Raw genomic sequence first — 15,223 nt, 5'->3', positions numbered from 1 at the left:
GTCCATAAGCTCATTTATTGTTACAAATGCAAGGTATGATAGCAGAATATGAACACACAAAGATTACTGAACGATGTCGTCGAGGAAAAATTTATGCAGCTAAAAAAGGTAGTGTAAATGTAATGTGTAGAGCTCCTTACGGCTACCGTTATATAAATAAACAGATGGAAGGAGGACAAGCTCGGTTTGAAGTTTATGAAGAAGAAGCGGAAGTGGTTCGTAAGCTATTTTCTTGGATAGGCAGAGAAAGAATGAGTGCTGGAGAAGTATGTCGCCAGCTAAATACCATGTCTATCATGTCAGCGAAGGGAAATTCTGGAATAAAGGCACGCTTTGTGGTACACTAAAAATCCTGTCTATAAAGGACAAGCAGCTTTTGGTAAAACAAAGGTAGGTGCAAAGCTGCCGCAAATAAGACCATACAAACATTCCTGTGAACAACCTAAAAATAATAGTTCTACCTATCGTGTTGGAAGGGAACATTGGATTTACATTCCAGTACCTAAAATAGTTGATGAAGATTTGTTTGATATAGTTCAAAAGCAATTAGCTGAGAACGCAAAAGGCAAAGAGCAAGACAAATAGGAACAACTAATCTATTGCAAGGCTTATTGGTATGCAAGCGTTGCCAGTATTCTTATTATGCTAAAAGATATGGCAAGTCTCAAAAAATGTTATCGTTGTATTGGCTCAGATGCTTACCGTTTTGCTGGTAATAAGATTTGTAATAGTAAAACAATTCGTGCTTCTACATTAGAGACAGCTGTGTGGGAAGAAGTTAAAAGCCTATTAAAAAATCCAAACAGAATTTTAAAGGAATATCAGCGTAGGCTCTCAGAACTTCAAAAATCACCATGTGATCAAATAACTGATTCACTTAAAAAACAAGATGATAAGCTGAAACAAGGCATTTCAAGACTTATTGATAGCTATACTCAAGGGTATATTAGCAAAGAAGAATTTGAACCACGAATTAAAGCAGCAAAACAGAGCTTAAAAATAGTTAAAGAGGAAAAGAAAAAAATATTCAATCGAAAAAATCTACAACAAGAATTAACTCTCGTTGTAAACAATTTAGAAGAGTTTTTTTCCAATATTAAATCAAAGCTTGATGATTTAGATTGGCTAACTAAACGTAATGTTATCAGAATATTAGTTAAGCGAATTGAGGTTGATATTGAAGAAGTAAATATAGTGTTTCGAGTAAAAGATATACCTCATTCTACAGAACATCACAATGAAAAAGGTCAAAATTTACAACATTGTCGTAGTAGTCAAAGCTTCTATTCTTGCTTGCTCAGCTTCCAATTTTGCTTGTTTGGCTTCTGCTTGAGCATCATCATACTTTGCCTGATTAATTGACTGTTCAGAGCCTTCTTTCATCTTCTCAGCATCTTTTTTACACTGTATTAACTCATCTTTTGCTGCCTCAGCTTCATTCTTAGTTTGTTCTACCTTCCCTTTCTCTTCTTGAACCTGTAATTTTAACTCATCAACTTCTGCTTTTGCTGCCTCAGTTTCATTCTTAGTTTGTTCTACCTTCTCCCTTTCTTTTTGAACCTGTAATTTTAACTCATCAACTTCTGCCTTTGCTGCCTCAGCTTCATTCTTAGTTTGTTCTACCTTCCCTTTCTCTTCTTGAACCTGTGACTTTAATTCACTATAGTATTTTCTAAAATGAATGGATAAATTTCCATTATGGTATTACCAACCAAAAGTTGTAAGTCTGTACATTTATACATTAGAGGTCTGAGGCGGCTTTTGATGGTATGCCAACAGTGTTCTATGGGATTCAAATCTGGTGAATATGTTGGAAGATACAGCACATGAAAGCCAAAAGACTCTATTAATGATTTTGTTTTAGTGGTCTTATGAAATGTAGCATTATCCATAACTATGGTTGTGCCAAGTGGCAATTTAGGTAATAACATCTTCTCCAACAATATATTGAATACCTCTTTTTCACACCCACCTTTGAAAGTCATTGGTGCAATAAATCTCATTCCAATCCACCCGGCTACTATACTGATTCTCTCTCGAGTTCTCCCTGGAATATCTGCATAAATTTTCTTTCCTCTTGGAGCACGTCCATATTCTCGGTATAACTTATTATCAACTCCTGCTTCATCTATATATAAGATGCTGGAATGTTCTATTTTTGAGATTTTATCAATAAATTGCTGCCTATCTTCTTGATTGCGCTCTTGATATAGTGTGACTTTTTTAAAGTAATTTTTAGCTGTTTTAGTCTATACCAAATTGAATTTATTCCAAATCCAAGATTTTGTTTCATCTCTGCCAGAGTATGATCTGGATTCTTTGTAACATATTCTTCGAGTATTTTTGGGTCTATTTTTCGAATAAAGCTACCGTTTTTAGATGGCTTTAAGCTTTCACCATCAGCTTTCTTTTTTAACCAGCGGTACAGAGTTGCTATTCCTATCTCCATGAGCTCTGCTATCTCAACCTTTGTCTTCCCTTTTTCTATCATCAATACTGCCTTTTCCCTTAAATCCACACTATATGCCATTATAACTCAAATACTTTGTTATACCTTTATCATTTGCTTTGGGAAATACTATAGCTTCTTCTTCTAATTGTGTAATTTCTCTTTGTGATTCCACAGCATCTTTTTTACACTGTATTAACTTATCTTTTTCCTTCTTAGTTTCATCTCTACAGTCACGAAGTAAATCTTCTTCTGATTTATCATCCTCTTTTTCCGCAACCTGATCTCCTAGATTTTCGACTTGCTCACCCTCTTCATCATAAAAAAGTTTGTTGGCATATAAATTACTATTATCAACTTGATCGCTATAGATATTGTTTGACATTGTGACCTCCTATATAGTCAAAACTGGAATTAAATTAGAGTATAAAAGCTAGGAATTCAACATGGGTAAAAGAAACCACAGCTCAGGAAATCTAAGGTTAACTCAGAAATTATTATAAGCCAAAATGATTAAAATTTTTATAACTTATATTGTAGATCTAGCATGATAACCAACAATTAGATTTTCTTCAATTTCCACCTTACTCACCAGCTTGACACAGTCCACCTTTATTCATTAGAGAGCCGTGATTCCTCTACTCTCCAATGATTAATCACTTGTCAGTTTTGAGTGTAGTAGTTGATAGCCTGTACGTAAATACGTTGCTTGTGTTCTTTAGAAATTTTTAGTCTACTATCTTTATCCAGAAAAAAATTGTAAAATTTCTATAGTTATGGTATAATTGTAAATACCGCTTGCCAATAAGCTGAGTATAAAAATGCCATTCGGACAAATCATTACATATAGCACGATATTACTTACTATAATTGCAGTATTTCTCTTTTTGAGAAAAATATACAAAAATCATATTAGAAAAATTATATTTCCTCTAAAAGTTCTCAAAGAAGAGTGGGAAGAAAATAGAAGATTTAACGAATTATATCAAAAAAATAAGCAAAAAGAGTTGATGAAACAACAGGAAATGCTAAGGGAGAAACAAAAGAATATGCAAGTTTACAAAGAAGATCTAGAAATAGTTGATATAGCAAAACCGTTAGGTAAATGGACAAAGATGGTTATGATGGGTAATAGTTTAATGAAACATTTTGCACAATTGATACACAGAGAAGGTGATAAGAAAGGATTTTGGGAGCTATTTATAAAAGCTCAGTCTTCAACTAAGGGTAAATATAAAGGGAAAGGCAGATAATCCATGCTTGAATGTAAAAATCTATCCTGTGCTCGTAATAACAAAGTATTATTTAAAAACCTCAATTTAAAAGCTGAGCCAAAATCAAAAATCTTAATCACTGGTCCAAATGGTAGCGGCAAAACCAGCTTAATCAGAAGTTTATCTGGACTCTTACCGCCAGTATCAGGCAATATAAGATACTGCGGAAAAGACATATATGATGATCCAAAATCCTTTATATCTTCCATGGTTTACGTAGGACATAAAAACGCCTGTAAAGATAGCTTAACAATTGGTGAAAACATAGAATTCTGGGCAAGAATACGGAACACTAGAGAATCAGTTATGGCAGCTGCTTATTGTTTAGAGTTGCGACCTGTATTTAACATTAGATATGGTGAACTTTCTGCAGGCTGGAAAAGAAGAGTTGCGCTTGCCCGCCTTTTAATTTCTAATGCAAATATCTGGCTGATAGATGAACCTTTCTGTAATCTTGATAGCACAACATGTGAATTAGTATTGAACCTAATATCAATACGCTCTGAGCAGAACGGTACAGTAATTATTACAGGACATAGCTCTACAGAACAATTGTGTGACTTCAAGACAATCGACATACGTCATTTTAACAGACCTCTTGTATAATTTTTGGCCTTATTGTACTTACATCAATAATTTATTATCACATTTAATATTACGCATTAAAATTAACTCATCTCTTGCAAAGGCTCTATATTAAAAATCGAAAGTCCAGAAGCAATGACGTGTGCTAAGGCTTGGACGAGAAACATTCTTGCAGCGGTGAAATTTAAGTTATTCTCCAGTATAAACCGCATATTTAAATCACTTTTGCCATATCCCCATAAAACGTGAAACGCTTCTGCAACTTCAAGTAAGTAGAAAGTGATTATGTGTGGCTCACAAAGTCTTGCAGATATTTCTACCACATCTGGCCACTTTGCTAAGGTTTTTATCAGGAATAGCTCCCCATCTGTCTTTAAAAGTGAAGGGTCTGCTGTTGGGAGTTCTTTTGGAGCATTACGCATTAACGAATGAGCACGGGCGTGCGCATATTGCACATAAAAAATAGGGTTGTCTTTTGACTGTTCTTTAACTTTAGCAAAATCAAAGTCCAAGACCATATCATTCTTGCGTGTTAACATTATAAAACGAGTTATATCCCTGCCAACCTCTTCCACTACATCCCTAGCTGTAAGAAAATTTCCTGATCTTTTCGACATCTTAACAGGTTTGCCATTTTCGAAGAAATTCACAATATTATGCAGTTTTACCTCTATCTTTGCTTGATCATCACTGAGCGCAGAGACAACTGCTCTAAGCCTTTTAATATAACCGCCATGGTCACTGCCGAGCTCTACGATCATATTGTTAAAACCACGTGATATCTTATCAAAATGGTAAGCAATATCCGATGCAAAATAAGTCCAGCTACCATCCTCTTTTTTTAGTGCGCGGTCAACATCATCACCAAATGTTGTAGAGCGAAATAACATTTCTTTTCTGGAAGTCCAACTTTCACTTTCTTTGCCTTTTGGTTTCTCCAAGTATCCTTCATACACAAGACCCTTATCAGATAATATCTTTATACTCTCTTCGATTTTGCCATTTTTTTGTAGCTCATACTCTGAAGTAAAAATATCATGATTGACTCCAAGCAAGCTCATGTCCTCCTTTATGAGTTCTAAAATAGAACTTAAAGTATATTCTATAATTACTCGATTATCTTCCTCTTCTCTAAGCTCCTTGCCATATTTTTTAGCTAGCCCCTCCCCTATTGGTTTTAAATATTCACCTGGGTATAAACCTTTTTCGATGCTAATTTTCTCTCCCAGAGCTTCCTTATACCGCAAATATACTGACCGAATTAGCGTATCTATCTGCGCTCCAGCATCATTGATATAGTACTCCTTAGTAACTTTATAACCAACTTTCTTTAGCAAATTTGCTAAAACATCACCAAACACTGCCCCTCTTGCATGACCAATATGTAGTGGCCCAGTTGGATTTGCGGATACAAACTCAACATTGATGGCCTGATTGTTTCCAATGTTGAGAGTGCCAAACTCCGTTTTTAGCTCATTTATTTGTTTTAAAATCCCATGCCATACTTCCATTTTTAAGTGCATATTGATGAACCCAGGACCTGCTATTTCCACTTTTGCAACTTCATCAAAAGATTTAAATTCTTCTGCTAAGATCCCTGCAATCTCAACTGGATTCTTTTTTTCATGCTTTGCAAGCACCATAGCAACATTTGTGTAAATATCTCCATGTGCTCTATTGCTCGGAGGCTCTACAATAAAGTTTGTTGCATTCGTACTTATAACACCCCTTTGCTTCAACTTATTTAATTTGCTGGAAATTAGAGAGGAAACCTGCTTGAAAATGTTCATTTATTATACTGCTAAAATCTATAGCAGTATAGTTGATAAATGGAAGGAGTTGAAGGGTTATCTTAACTATTTTACCTTCATTTTCTCTTTTGCTTTAACAGGCTGATGTAACACTTGATAGATTAAACTTAGACAGCAACTTTTCGTATATCATAGCATTATACTCTGAAACCATAAACTTAGATCAACATTAATTCAGAATAACCAAAGTCAAAAAACTCCGGATACCATATAATTCCAGGTAGTTCTATTTCCCAATCCCAAGTTGTATTCAGCATTACTGTGTTGCCATCGTCGCAAGTATTAAACCATGCTACGTCATGATTACTACAACATGAATCATAACAATCGTTGAAACACAAATTATAATAATACTTGCAGCATGGGTGTAGTTTACACTCATCTACGGTAGGTTTTACCTTATTTCCTTCATCTGCGGTAGGTTTTTCCTCATCTTTTTTATCTACTTCATCTGCGGTAAGTTTTTCCCTATCTTCTTCATATTGAACAGCATTCGTTAGATTATCAGTAACACTATAGTATTTTCTAAAATGAATGGATAAATTTCCATTATGGTATTACCAACCAAAAGTTGTAAGTCTGTACATTTATACATTAGAGGTCTGAGGCGGCTTTTGATGGTATGCCAACAGTGTTCTATGGGATTCAAATCTGGTGAATATGTTGGAAGATACAGCACATGAAAGCCAAAAGACTCTATTAATGATTTTGTTTTAGTGGTCTTATGAAATGTAGCATTATCCATAACTATGGTTGTGCCAAGTGGCAATTTAGGTAATAACATCTTCTCCAACAATATATTGAATACCTCTTTTTCACACCCACCTTTGAAAGTCATTGGTGCAATAAATCTCATTCCAATCCACCCGGCTACTATACTGATTCTCTCTCGAGTTCTCCCTGGAACATCTGCATAAATTTTCTTTCCTCTTGGAGCACGTCCATATTCTCGGTATAACTTATTATCAACTCCTGCTTCATCTATATATAAGATGCTGGAATGTTCTATTTTTGAGATTTTATCAATAAATTGCTGCCTATCTTCTTGATTGCGCTCTTGATATAGTGTGACTTTTTTTTAAAGTAATTTTTAGCTGTTTTAGTCTATACCAAATTGAATTTATTCCAAATCCAAGATTTTGTTTCATCTCTGCCAGAGTATGATCTGGATTCTTTGTAACATATTCTTCGAGTATTTTTGGGTCTATTTTTCGAATAAAGCTACCGTTTTTAGATGGCTTTAAGCTTTCACCAGCAGCTTTCTTTTTTAACCAGCGGTACAGAGTTGCTATTCCTATCTCCATGAGCTCTGCTATCTCAACCTTTGTCTTCCCTTTTTCTATCATCAATACTGCCTTTTCCCTTAAATCCACACTATATGCCATTATAACTCAAATACTTTATTATACCTTTATCATTTGCTTTGGGAAATACTATAGTTTTTTAATTTAAGAGTATATTATGGTTATGTCTACACAAAACTCGAATTCATTAACGTTTCAGGCACGCAACCTATCTCATATTTGCCATAAAAACTGTGAAGAGGCGTTCAATGAAACAGACAAATCTCTGTGCAAGGCTAGATGTGATGCTTTCTTTTCAGTGCCTGAACCTCGTTCACAAATTAGTGAGAAATTAATAGACATTGCAAGCAATCTCCGTTTTGAGAGTGCACAATTATCGTCTATGGCAGATGAAATAGATGCTTACAATTCAATGTCTATTTAATCAAAAAAGTGTGAGTCCACTTTCGTACTCTATTACCCTAAATTTTCGTCGAAATAAGCTGTTTTATCCTTTTTTTCTTTATACTCTTCTGCTGTATCTAGGGGTTGCTTTTTAGCTGTGACATTTGGCCACTTTTGCGAATATTCTACATTTATGTTGTAAAATGATTTAAAGATTTTTTGTTCATTGTTCAGTAAGCCTTCATCTAGCTCTAGAATATCTTTTATGGAATCATCAGTTACAATTGCATCTACTGGACATTCAGGTATACACACTCCACAATCAATACACTCATCTGGGTTAATCACGAGCATATTTTTACCTTCATAAAAGCAGTCAACGGGACATACTTCTACACAGTCCGTATATTTACATTTTATGCATTTATCTGTAACAAAATGCGTCATAAAATACTGTATATTTGCATTGTCTTGAGTACACTAAACTGATAAGAAATTCAAGCCTTTTATGAAGATAAATAAATTAAATAACGAAGAATTAGAAATATGGCTAAGCTTGGCTAGAACTTTGGGACCAGTAAAGTTTTTTAGTATACTAAGAGCATGTGGCTCACTAGATGAAGTGCTTAAGTATCTTAATGAATTGGCTAACAAGGATTATGGAATTAAAAATGTACAAGAAGAAATTAAGAATGCAGAAAAAATTGGAGCCAAAATAATACCAGCATGTGATCCAGATTACCCTGACATTTTAAGGAATATACCGAGTTGTCCTCCTGTAATAACTACACTTGGTGATATATCATTGTTAAGCCGTGAGATAATTGCAATAATCGGTGGACGTAATTCTTCAATCAATGGAAGAAATTTTGCCAATAAGTTGGCACTTGATTTAAGCGAAGTTGGTTTCATCGTAATTTCTGGACTTGCAAGAGGGATCGATACTCCAGCAAACAGTGTAATATACAAAAATCACCCAACATACTGTAATTGCGATTGAATGATGGAGAGACATACTCCATTATTTTAGCACGAAGTAACAAGTTCAATGAATCTGTTCTTCAAAAATAATTTAAACCTTTACAGTAGGAGTAGTCTTATGAAATATTATAGCGGATTAGATTTGTCACTCAAAGAAACTTTTGTAAGTATCGTTGATGAGAAAGGAAAAATTGTTAAAGAAGAAATTGTTGCAAGTGAGAGCAGTGCAATAGCTGAGTTTCTGCTTAGTCAAAGCAGAGAATACGAATCCATAGGAATAGAAAGTGGGCAATTGTCAATATCGATGTGCAAAGAGTTAAGGAGCTTTGAATTACCAGTAATTTGTGTAGATGCGAGGCATATGGCAGCATCATTGTCTGCGAGAATCAATAAAAACGATAAAAATGATGCAAGGGGTATAGCACAAATGATGAGAGCTGGGCTGTATAAAGAGGTATTAGTAAAATCAGATGAGTCTTGTCAAGTTAAGGTAACGCTCGGAAGTAGAAGGCAGTTAATGTATTGCAGAGAGCAAATTATGGGAACAATAAGAGGGCTATTGAAGATATACGGAATAAATCTTGGCAAGAAGTCAAAGATTGTAATCTTTTCTTTAAAAGTGCAAGAAGCAATAAAAGATCTAGATAAAGTCAGTAAGGATTCAATTGAAGCATTAGTTTGTAGTTTGGAAATAATAGAAGAATCAATAAAAAAGCTTGATAAAATATTATCAGAGAAAGGCAAGAAAGACGAAGATTGCAAATTATTAACTATAGTATTTTCTAAAATGAATGGATAAATTTCCATTATGGTATTACCAACCAAAAGTTGTAAGTCTGTACATTTATACATTAGAGGTCTGAGGCGGCTTTTGATGGTATGCCAACAGTGTTCTATGGGATTCAAATCTGGTGAATATGTTGGAAGATACAGCACATGAAAGCCAAAAGACTCTATTAATGATTTTGTTTTAGTGGTCTTATGAAATGTAGCATTATCCATAACTATGGTTGTGCCAAGTGGCAATTTAGGTAATAACATCTTCTCCAACAATATATTGAATACCTCTTTTTCACACCCACCTTTGAAAGTCATTGGTGCAATAAATCTCATTCCAATCCACCCGGCTACTATACTGATTCTCTCTCGAGTTCTCCCTGGAATATCTGCATAAATTTTCTTTCCTCTTGGAGCACGTCCATATTCTCGGTATAACTTATTATCAACTCCTGCTTCATCTATATATAAGATGCTGGAATGTTCTATTTTTGAGATTTTATCAATAAATTGCTGCCTATCTTCTTGATTGCGCTCTTGATATAGTGTGACTTTTTTTTAAAGTAATTTTTAGCTGTTTTAGTCTATACCAAATTGAATTTATTCCAAATCCAAGATTTTGTTTCATCTCTGCCAGAGTATGATCTGGATTCTTTGTAACATATTCTTCGAGTATTTTTGGTTCTATTTTTCGAATAAAGCTACCGTTTTTAGATGGCTTTAAGCTTTCACCATCAGCTTTCTTTTTTAACCAGCGGTACAGAGTTGCTATTCCTATCTCCATGAGCTCTGCTATCTCAACCTTTGTCTTCCCTTTTTCTATCATCAATACTGCCTTTTCCCTTAAATCCACACTATATGCCATTATAACTCAAATACTTTATTATACCTTTATCATTTGCTTTGGGAAATACTATACTGTACCAGGAGTTGGTATTATAGTAGCAATGACGTATAAGGCTACAATTGATAATCCACATAGGTTTGAAACATCTGATACAGTCGGAGCCTATATGGGATTGACGCCAAGACAGTACGCTTCTGGAGAAGTTAATCGTCATGGTAGCATATCAAAGATGGGACCGGTAGAATGTAGAAATATGTTGTATGAAGCTGCGCATACAATACTGACAGTTAGCAAGAAAAAATTCAAATTAAAAAGCTGGGGAATAAAGCTTGCAAAAAAGAAGGGTGTAAAGAAAGCAGTAGTTGCATTAGCAAGAAAACTAGCTTTAATTATGCATAGAATGTTGGTTGATAAAACAGAATTTTATTATCAATAAACACTAAAGGAGTATAGGACAATAATTTTATTGAAAGTAAAGATAGTAATGCCGATGGAAGGGATAAGCAAGAGCTATGGTTGAAGCGTAGACTTCGTAAACAACATGTTGCCATCCACTTCCGCCCTAACAAGTATAGTGCGGCTTGGCTAAAATTAAACTAGCCATATCAGACCGCGGAGAGAACCATGGAAGCATGCTATTTTTAATTTATATCAAGGATTATGGAGGAAATATGCTATTTTGATCTATGTGAAAATTATTGTTGACTTGTACGCAATTAGAGAACCATTGCTGTCACAGCAAGAGGAATTGACGTAGTATACCCAAGAGAAAATTTTGATCTATATAAAAGAATCACTGAAAATGGCGGGTTAGTAATTACTGATACCAATTCCCGCTATAGAAAGAACAGATAGAGAATAATGGGGAAAAAGTCATACTAGAGTAAGTGAAATAGCGAGGTATAAATGGCATTAAGGTCAAAACTATTAGACGAAAGAGTTGTAAATTTAGCGAAAGAAATGTTAAAAAAGGTAAGAAATAACGCATATGTTTCAAAAAAGTTACAAGCGGTGATAGCAGGAAAAGAAAGTAGTATAAGCGCTGTGGCAAGAATATGTAAAATTTCAAGGACTGCTTTGACTGAATGGATAAAGCATCTAAAATTTGGTAGAGTAGAAAAATTATTTGCCCCGTTTCAGCGGAGAAGAAAAAGCAAATTAAACAAAAATCAACGTGAGCAAATTGAAATATGGGTAGAAAGAAATCCAAATATTACTATTAAGGAAGTACAAATAAAAATCTCAGAGGAATTTGCCCTAAACATCAGCAAATCAACAGTGCACCGTGAGATACAAAGGATGAAATTTTCTTACATAACACCGAGGCCAATGCACCATAAACAAGATAAAAACAAGCAAGAAGAGTTTAAAAGATACTTCAATAAAATAGTCAATTTCCACCCTAAAAGGGAGGTGTTTTTGATGAATCACGATTTGGGACTCATTCAAAAATCGGACACGGATGGTTTAAAAGGGGTCAGAACGCAGGTTAAAATGAAAATTGGTAGACAAAATTTCTATATCTAAAGTGCGGTAAATCCAAGAAGTGGTAAGAAAATTAGCCTACTTGCTCCATATGTAAACACTGATTGTATGAATATATTTCTGGAGCAGATGTCGAAAGATTTAGGCACGAAAGAAGCCTTTCTTGTAATGGATTGTGCAAGTTGGCATAGATCAAAAAGTTTGAAAATTCAGGAAAACATTACCATCATATACTTGCCTCCTTATTCACCGGAACTGAATCCTGTTGAAAGGTTGTGGCAATATATCAAATACAATACTTTACGCAATAGTATCTACGATACCATAGGTTTACTTGAAGATGTTTTGTGTAATTTTATTGTCAATATTTCCAGTACTACTATTAAACGAGTTTGTAATGTTTCTTATTTGTTCCGTCAGTAATGGATTTTGGTATAAGACTCCTATGCAAACCTTTTTTGATAGCATGCATATTGCTTATCAGAAAAATATTGATAGCATTAAACAGGATGCTGATTTTGGTTTTGACTTTGTCAATTCTTCTGTCAGATAATTCACGCCTGTCAGATCAAGTCTAAACTATTACACCCTTTGATGTCATTCCAGCGCGTGACGCTGGAATCGAGTCTTTCAACCGTTGTGTTTTAGCATAAAGCAACTACTTTTGTGCTTACCAACCTAATAAAATTTCTGGATGCCAGTGTCTGGTCATTGACCATTTGCTGTATTCAAAAATGAATGTTCGTACAATTATGTGTCACGTGCTGGAACATAAGGTGTCATTCAAGTAGCCCCTTTTTTCTCATCCCAGTGCCCAGACACTTAGATCCAGGAACCAGCGTCACGCGCTGGAATGACACCCTCTATACAAACGTACTGTTTTAAACGTTTTATAAGCCCGTTTCAGCTTATATTAGGTAGAAATTATTGTGAAGACATAAAGTGCACATAGCGGAAAGATTTATAAGACGCCAACTGTATAATACTTTTGTCGTTTAATCTGAACAGATTGAAGGTAATAAAACACTTTGAATTTTATAGTAAGTAAGCTGAAAGATTTGTCAAGTAGTTTTCTTATCTTTTACAGGCATAATTTACATGCTACAATCAAATTTTCATAACTGGTGAATAAAAATGCAAAGAGATAAAATTAAAGTAGAAGTAAAAAAGTTATCACATGGCAAAAGCTTGCCTCTTCCCTGTTATGCAACTATGCAGAGTGCTGGCATGGATCTTTATGCTGGATTGGACGACTCTATTATTTTAAATCCACTTGAAAGGTTACTTATTCCAACTGGCATTGTGATTGCAATACCAAACGGTTTTGAAGGACAAGTTCGCCCACGTTCTGGGCTTGCTGCAAAACATGGAATCACTGTCTTAAATTCTCCGGGCACTATAGACTCCGATTATCGAGGTGAAGTTAAAGTTTGCCTAATCAATCTAAGTAATCAGCCATATGAAATAAAAAGAGGAGATAGAATCGCACAAATCCTCATCACTCCTGTATCTCAGGTAATTTGGGATGACAGAGAAGAATTCTGCACAGAAGAAACCGTCCGCAATGAAGGGGGCTTTGGCTCAAGCGGTAGGTAGTTTTTTATATGTAAGTTGACCGTATTGATTTTTTGATATGTAATATTAATATATTATTAACTTATTTTAAGAGGAAATTATATCAATTTTTAAAAACCACCGTCACAAAACAAACATTGCACTTGTAGCGCTTACTTCTCTGTATGTTATAGGCACAGCAGTAGCACTTTCAACACCGTATTGGGTGTCTTCAACTTCGATTTTAGCGCCAATTGCAGTTTTTGCAGCTACACCACTTGGAATAAGTGTTTTAGCATTTGCTGCTGTTGCACTGGCTAGTTTAGCAATATATTCCATGACTAAAACTCAGGTAGTTTCTATTATCAAAAAGACAGGAGATCTATTTGTGAAAGTAAAAGATGAAGATTTTGAGTATATCAAAAAACACAACCGAAATAAGAATCCAGATGGCAGTATTATCACCGATGAGTATCTTATATATTTTAGCTTAGAAAGTAAAAGTTAATACATTACTGCTACAAGTAAGGAAATGAATAACAATGATGGATTATTAAAGATAAATTCATTAGGAAGAAAAAATGATAAAGGTGAGTATGAATTAATACATGAAGAAAAGTCAAAAACGTTAGGTTTTAGCACTGAAGAAAATGATCCTAAAGAACTCATCATTAGACTTGTGCCAAGCTCAATTGTTAAATCACCAGAAGCTGAACAACAAAAGAAAGATATAGTATTTCCCAAAGCAAATGATAAAGGTATAACAAAGTATTTGAGTTATAATGGCATATAGTGTGGATTTAAGGGAAAAGGCAGTATTGATGATAGAAAAAGGGAAGACAAAGGTTGAGATAGCAGAGCTCATGGAGATAGGAATAGCAACTCTGTACCGCTGGTTAAAAAAGAAAGCTGCTGGTGAAAGCTTAAAGCCATCTAAAAACGGTAGCTTTATTCGAAAAATAGACCCAAAAATACTCGAAGAATATGTTACAAAGAATCCAGATCATACTCTGGCAGAGATGAAACAAAATCTTGGATTTGGAATAAATTCAATTTGGTATAGACTAAAACAGCTAAAAATTACTTTAAAAAAAAGTCACACTATATCAAGAGCGCAATCAAGAAGATAGGCAGCAATTTATTGATAAAATCTCAAAAATAGAACATTCCAGCATCTTATATATAGATGAAGCAGGAGTTGATAATAAGTTATACCGAGAATATGGACGTGCTCCAAGAGGAAAGAAAATTTATGCAGATGTTCCAGGGAGAACTCGAGAGAGAATCAGTATAGTAGCCGGGTGGATTGGAATGAGATTTATTGCACCAATGACTTTCAAAGGTGGGTGTGAAAAAGAGGTATTCAATATATTGTTGGAGAAGATGTTATTACCTAAATTGCCACTTGGCACAACCATAGTTATGGATAATGCTACATTTCATAAGACCACTAAAACAAAATCATTAATAGAGTCTTTTGGCTTTCATGTGCTGTATCTTCCAACATATTCACCAGATTTGAATCCCATAGAACACTGTTGGCATACCATCAAAAGCCGCCTCAGACCTCTAATGTATAAATGTACAGACTTACAACTTTTGGTTGGTAATACCATAATGGAAATTTATCCATTCATTTTAGAAAATACTATAGATCATTACCCAGCTAAGTATAAAAGGGGTAGACTAAATAAGTCTGCCCTTCATTTTTTAGTGTTAGTTTACTTAAACTTATTGTAGAAACTATCTCAAAAAATAGATATTCACATACT

22 protein-coding genes and 4 pseudogenes are annotated in these 15,223 nt (G+C 34.6%); 16 read left to right on the top strand and 10 right to left on the bottom strand.

The window, feature by feature from the left end; genetic code table 11:
- The first annotated feature begins 35 nt into the window (after positions 1–35).
- Genes M3L71_RS04640 through M3L71_RS04630 form a run of 3 tightly spaced genes read left to right on the top strand, consistent with a single transcriptional unit; the run spans position 36 to position 1,362 of the window.
- Complete coding sequence (locus tag M3L71_RS04640; protein WP_280143226.1) at positions 36–347, top strand: serine integrase family protein; 312 nt, start codon at positions 36–38, stop codon at positions 345–347.
- The gene (locus M3L71_RS04635; protein ID WP_280143225.1) at positions 334–585 is read left to right on the top strand and encodes a recombinase family protein; all 252 of its coding nucleotides are present in this window, start codon (positions 334–336) and stop codon (positions 583–585) included. Before M3L71_RS04640 ends, M3L71_RS04635 begins: the two co-directional genes overlap by 14 nt.
- Positions 586–642: 57 nt before the next feature.
- Positions 643–1,362, top strand: coding sequence for a hypothetical protein (locus M3L71_RS04630; protein ID WP_280143224.1), 720 nt, complete (start codon positions 643–645; stop codon positions 1,360–1,362).
- Between the two features lie 290 nt (positions 1,363–1,652).
- On the opposite strand, the gene M3L71_RS04625 is transcribed toward M3L71_RS04630, so the two are convergent.
- Genes M3L71_RS04625 through M3L71_RS04615 form a run of 3 tightly spaced genes read right to left on the bottom strand, consistent with a single transcriptional unit; the run spans position 1,653 to position 2,834 of the window.
- Positions 1,653–2,156, bottom strand: coding sequence for an IS630 family transposase (locus tag M3L71_RS04625; protein WP_280144140.1), 504 nt, complete (start codon positions 2,154–2,156; stop codon positions 1,653–1,655).
- A complete protein-coding gene (locus M3L71_RS04620) occupies positions 2,153–2,530 on the bottom strand; it encodes an IS630 transposase-related protein (protein WP_280143223.1) in 378 nt (125 codons plus the stop codon). The genes M3L71_RS04625 and M3L71_RS04620 overlap by 4 nt, the downstream gene beginning before the upstream one ends.
- Positions 2,520–2,834 (bottom strand): hypothetical protein, encoded by a 315-nt coding sequence (locus tag M3L71_RS04615; protein ID WP_280143222.1) that lies wholly within the window; start codon positions 2,832–2,834, stop codon positions 2,520–2,522. The genes M3L71_RS04620 and M3L71_RS04615 overlap by 11 nt, the downstream gene beginning before the upstream one ends.
- A gap of 436 nt (positions 2,835–3,270) precedes the next feature.
- Here M3L71_RS04615 and M3L71_RS04610 point away from each other — a divergent pair, with 436 nt between their 5' ends.
- Both M3L71_RS04610 and ccmA read left to right on the top strand, forming a co-directional pair.
- Complete coding sequence (locus M3L71_RS04610) at positions 3,271–3,702, top strand: hypothetical protein (RefSeq protein WP_064085636.1); 432 nt, start codon at positions 3,271–3,273, stop codon at positions 3,700–3,702.
- Between the two features lie 3 nt (positions 3,703–3,705).
- Entirely contained in the window at positions 3,706–4,329 is a 624-nt protein-coding gene (gene ccmA / locus M3L71_RS04605; protein WP_280143220.1) for a heme ABC exporter ATP-binding protein CcmA, read from the top strand.
- A 62-nt stretch (positions 4,330–4,391) separates the two neighbouring features.
- On the opposite strand, the gene argS is transcribed toward ccmA, so the two are convergent.
- The 3 genes from argS to M3L71_RS04590 form a co-directional block, all read right to left on the bottom strand.
- Positions 4,392–6,098, bottom strand: coding sequence for an arginine--tRNA ligase (gene argS / locus M3L71_RS04600; protein ID WP_280143219.1), 1,707 nt, complete (start codon positions 6,096–6,098; stop codon positions 4,392–4,394).
- A gap of 517 nt (positions 6,099–6,615) precedes the next feature.
- Complete coding sequence (locus M3L71_RS04595; protein WP_280144139.1) at positions 6,616–7,128, bottom strand: IS630 family transposase; 513 nt, start codon at positions 7,126–7,128, stop codon at positions 6,616–6,618.
- Positions 7,129–7,156: 28 nt separating this feature from the next.
- Complete coding sequence (locus M3L71_RS04590; protein WP_264336399.1) at positions 7,157–7,504, bottom strand: transposase; 348 nt, start codon at positions 7,502–7,504, stop codon at positions 7,157–7,159.
- An 82-nt stretch (positions 7,505–7,586) separates the two neighbouring features.
- On the opposite strand from M3L71_RS04590, the gene M3L71_RS04585 reads away from it, so the two are divergent.
- Positions 7,587–7,847 (top strand): hypothetical protein, encoded by a 261-nt coding sequence (locus M3L71_RS04585; protein WP_280143218.1) that lies wholly within the window; start codon positions 7,587–7,589, stop codon positions 7,845–7,847.
- Positions 7,848–7,879: 32 nt separating this feature from the next.
- On the opposite strand, the gene M3L71_RS04580 is transcribed toward M3L71_RS04585, so the two are convergent.
- Positions 7,880–8,254, bottom strand: a complete 375-nt coding sequence (locus M3L71_RS04580; protein ID WP_010405211.1) for a ferredoxin family protein — start codon at positions 8,252–8,254, stop codon at positions 7,880–7,882.
- A gap of 61 nt (positions 8,255–8,315) precedes the next feature.
- Between M3L71_RS04580 and M3L71_RS04575 the strand changes: the two are divergent.
- Positions 8,316–8,789 (top strand): annotated as a pseudogene (locus M3L71_RS04575) (DNA-processing protein DprA); the annotation flags it as partial.
- Between the two features lie 66 nt (positions 8,790–8,855).
- A pseudogene (locus M3L71_RS08435) lies at positions 8,856–9,299 on the top strand (IS110 family transposase); the annotation flags it as partial.
- Here the strand turns inward: M3L71_RS08435 and M3L71_RS04570 are convergent.
- Entirely contained in the window at positions 9,269–10,054 is a 786-nt protein-coding gene (locus tag M3L71_RS04570) for an IS630 family transposase (RefSeq protein ID WP_280144138.1), read from the bottom strand. The pseudogene M3L71_RS08435 and the gene M3L71_RS04570 overlap by 31 nt on opposite strands.
- Positions 10,055–10,082: 28 nt before the next feature.
- Positions 10,083–10,430 (bottom strand): IS630 transposase-related protein, encoded by a 348-nt coding sequence (locus M3L71_RS04565; protein ID WP_280143216.1) that lies wholly within the window; start codon positions 10,428–10,430, stop codon positions 10,083–10,085.
- Between the two features lie 82 nt (positions 10,431–10,512).
- Between M3L71_RS04565 and M3L71_RS04560 the strand changes: the two genes are divergently transcribed.
- The 5 genes and pseudogenes from M3L71_RS04560 (at position 10,513) to dut (ending at position 13,493) form a co-directional block, all read left to right on the top strand.
- Positions 10,513–10,848, top strand: a complete 336-nt coding sequence (locus M3L71_RS04560) for a transposase (protein ID WP_280143215.1) — start codon at positions 10,513–10,515, stop codon at positions 10,846–10,848.
- Between the two features lie 287 nt (positions 10,849–11,135).
- Positions 11,136–11,237, top strand: a pseudogene (locus M3L71_RS04555) (hypothetical protein); the annotation flags it as partial.
- An 81-nt stretch (positions 11,238–11,318) separates the two neighbouring features.
- Positions 11,319–12,320: pseudogene (locus tag M3L71_RS04550) on the top strand (IS630 family transposase).
- A complete protein-coding gene (locus M3L71_RS04545) occupies positions 12,295–12,450 on the top strand; it encodes a hypothetical protein (protein ID WP_410543462.1) in 156 nt (51 codons plus the stop codon). The pseudogene M3L71_RS04550 and the gene M3L71_RS04545 overlap by 26 nt, the downstream one beginning before the upstream one ends.
- 581 nt (positions 12,451–13,031) lie before the next feature.
- Positions 13,032–13,493: a dUTP diphosphatase gene (dut, locus tag M3L71_RS04540; RefSeq protein ID WP_280143214.1), complete on the top strand. Its 462-nt coding sequence runs from the start codon at positions 13,032–13,034 to the stop codon at positions 13,491–13,493.
- Positions 13,494–13,595: 102 nt separating this feature from the next.
- Here dut and M3L71_RS04535 read toward each other — a convergent pair whose 3' ends face one another.
- A complete protein-coding gene (locus tag M3L71_RS04535) occupies positions 13,596–13,790 on the bottom strand; it encodes a hypothetical protein (protein ID WP_039833188.1) in 195 nt (64 codons plus the stop codon).
- Between the two features lie 193 nt (positions 13,791–13,983).
- Here M3L71_RS04535 and M3L71_RS04530 point away from each other — a divergent pair, with 193 nt between their 5' ends.
- Genes M3L71_RS04530 through M3L71_RS04520 form a run of 3 tightly spaced genes read left to right on the top strand, consistent with a single transcriptional unit; the run spans position 13,984 to position 15,191 of the window.
- The gene (locus M3L71_RS04530) at positions 13,984–14,244 is read left to right on the top strand and encodes a hypothetical protein (protein ID WP_280143213.1); all 261 of its coding nucleotides are present in this window, start codon (positions 13,984–13,986) and stop codon (positions 14,242–14,244) included.
- Complete coding sequence (locus M3L71_RS04525; RefSeq protein ID WP_264336399.1) at positions 14,234–14,581, top strand: transposase; 348 nt, start codon at positions 14,234–14,236, stop codon at positions 14,579–14,581. The genes M3L71_RS04530 and M3L71_RS04525 overlap by 11 nt, the downstream gene beginning before the upstream one ends.
- 10 nt (positions 14,582–14,591) lie before the next feature.
- Positions 14,592–15,191 carry an IS630 family transposase gene (locus M3L71_RS04520; RefSeq protein ID WP_349292739.1) on the top strand — a complete coding sequence of 200 codons (600 nt, stop codon included), beginning with the start codon at positions 14,592–14,594 and terminating at the stop codon, positions 15,189–15,191.
- Positions 15,192–15,223: the final 32 nt, after the last annotated feature.

This window comes from Wolbachia endosymbiont of Frankliniella intonsa, assembly GCF_029856955.1.
In the GTDB taxonomy this organism is placed as follows: Bacteria; Pseudomonadota; Alphaproteobacteria; order Rickettsiales; family Anaplasmataceae; genus Wolbachia.
This window is presented reverse-complemented; position numbering and strand designations above follow the sequence as displayed.

Bases quoted from the DNA above. Each gene is read 5' to 3' on its own strand.
- M3L71_RS04545 (WP_410543462.1), top strand. From the start codon at position 12,295: ATGTTTCTTATTTGTTCCGTCAGTAATGGATTTTGGTATAAGACTCCT.
- dut (WP_280143214.1), top strand. From the start codon at position 13,032: ATGCAAAGAGATAAAATTAAAGTAGAAGTAAAAAAGTTATCACATGGC.
- M3L71_RS04585 (WP_280143218.1), top strand. From the start codon at position 7,587: ATGTCTACACAAAACTCGAATTCATTAACGTTTCAGGCACGCAACCTA.
- M3L71_RS04525 (WP_264336399.1), top strand. From the start codon at position 14,234: ATGGCATATAGTGTGGATTTAAGGGAAAAGGCAGTATTGATGATAGAA.
- argS (WP_280143219.1), bottom strand. From the start codon at position 6,098: ATGAACATTTTCAAGCAGGTTTCCTCTCTAATTTCCAGCAAATTAAAT.
- M3L71_RS04565 (WP_280143216.1), bottom strand. From the start codon at position 10,430: ATGGCATATAGTGTGGATTTAAGGGAAAAGGCAGTATTGATGATAGAA.
- M3L71_RS04615 (WP_280143222.1), bottom strand. From the start codon at position 2,834: ATGTCAAACAATATCTATAGCGATCAAGTTGATAATAGTAATTTATAT.
- M3L71_RS04530 (WP_280143213.1), top strand. From the start codon at position 13,984: ATGAATAACAATGATGGATTATTAAAGATAAATTCATTAGGAAGAAAA.
- M3L71_RS04620 (WP_280143223.1), bottom strand. From the start codon at position 2,530: ATGGCATATAGTGTGGATTTAAGGGAAAAGGCAGTATTGATGATAGAA.
- M3L71_RS04630 (WP_280143224.1), top strand. From the start codon at position 643: ATGCTAAAAGATATGGCAAGTCTCAAAAAATGTTATCGTTGTATTGGC.
- M3L71_RS04580 (WP_010405211.1), bottom strand. From the start codon at position 8,254: ATGACGCATTTTGTTACAGATAAATGCATAAAATGTAAATATACGGAC.
- M3L71_RS04590 (WP_264336399.1), bottom strand. From the start codon at position 7,504: ATGGCATATAGTGTGGATTTAAGGGAAAAGGCAGTATTGATGATAGAA.
- ccmA (WP_280143220.1), top strand. From the start codon at position 3,706: ATGCTTGAATGTAAAAATCTATCCTGTGCTCGTAATAACAAAGTATTA.
- M3L71_RS04560 (WP_280143215.1), top strand. From the start codon at position 10,513: ATGACGTATAAGGCTACAATTGATAATCCACATAGGTTTGAAACATCT.
- M3L71_RS04610 (WP_064085636.1), top strand. From the start codon at position 3,271: ATGCCATTCGGACAAATCATTACATATAGCACGATATTACTTACTATA.
- M3L71_RS04640 (WP_280143226.1), top strand. From the start codon at position 36: ATGATAGCAGAATATGAACACACAAAGATTACTGAACGATGTCGTCGA.
- M3L71_RS04535 (WP_039833188.1), bottom strand. From the start codon at position 13,790: ATGGAATATATTGCTAAACTAGCCAGTGCAACAGCAGCAAATGCTAAA.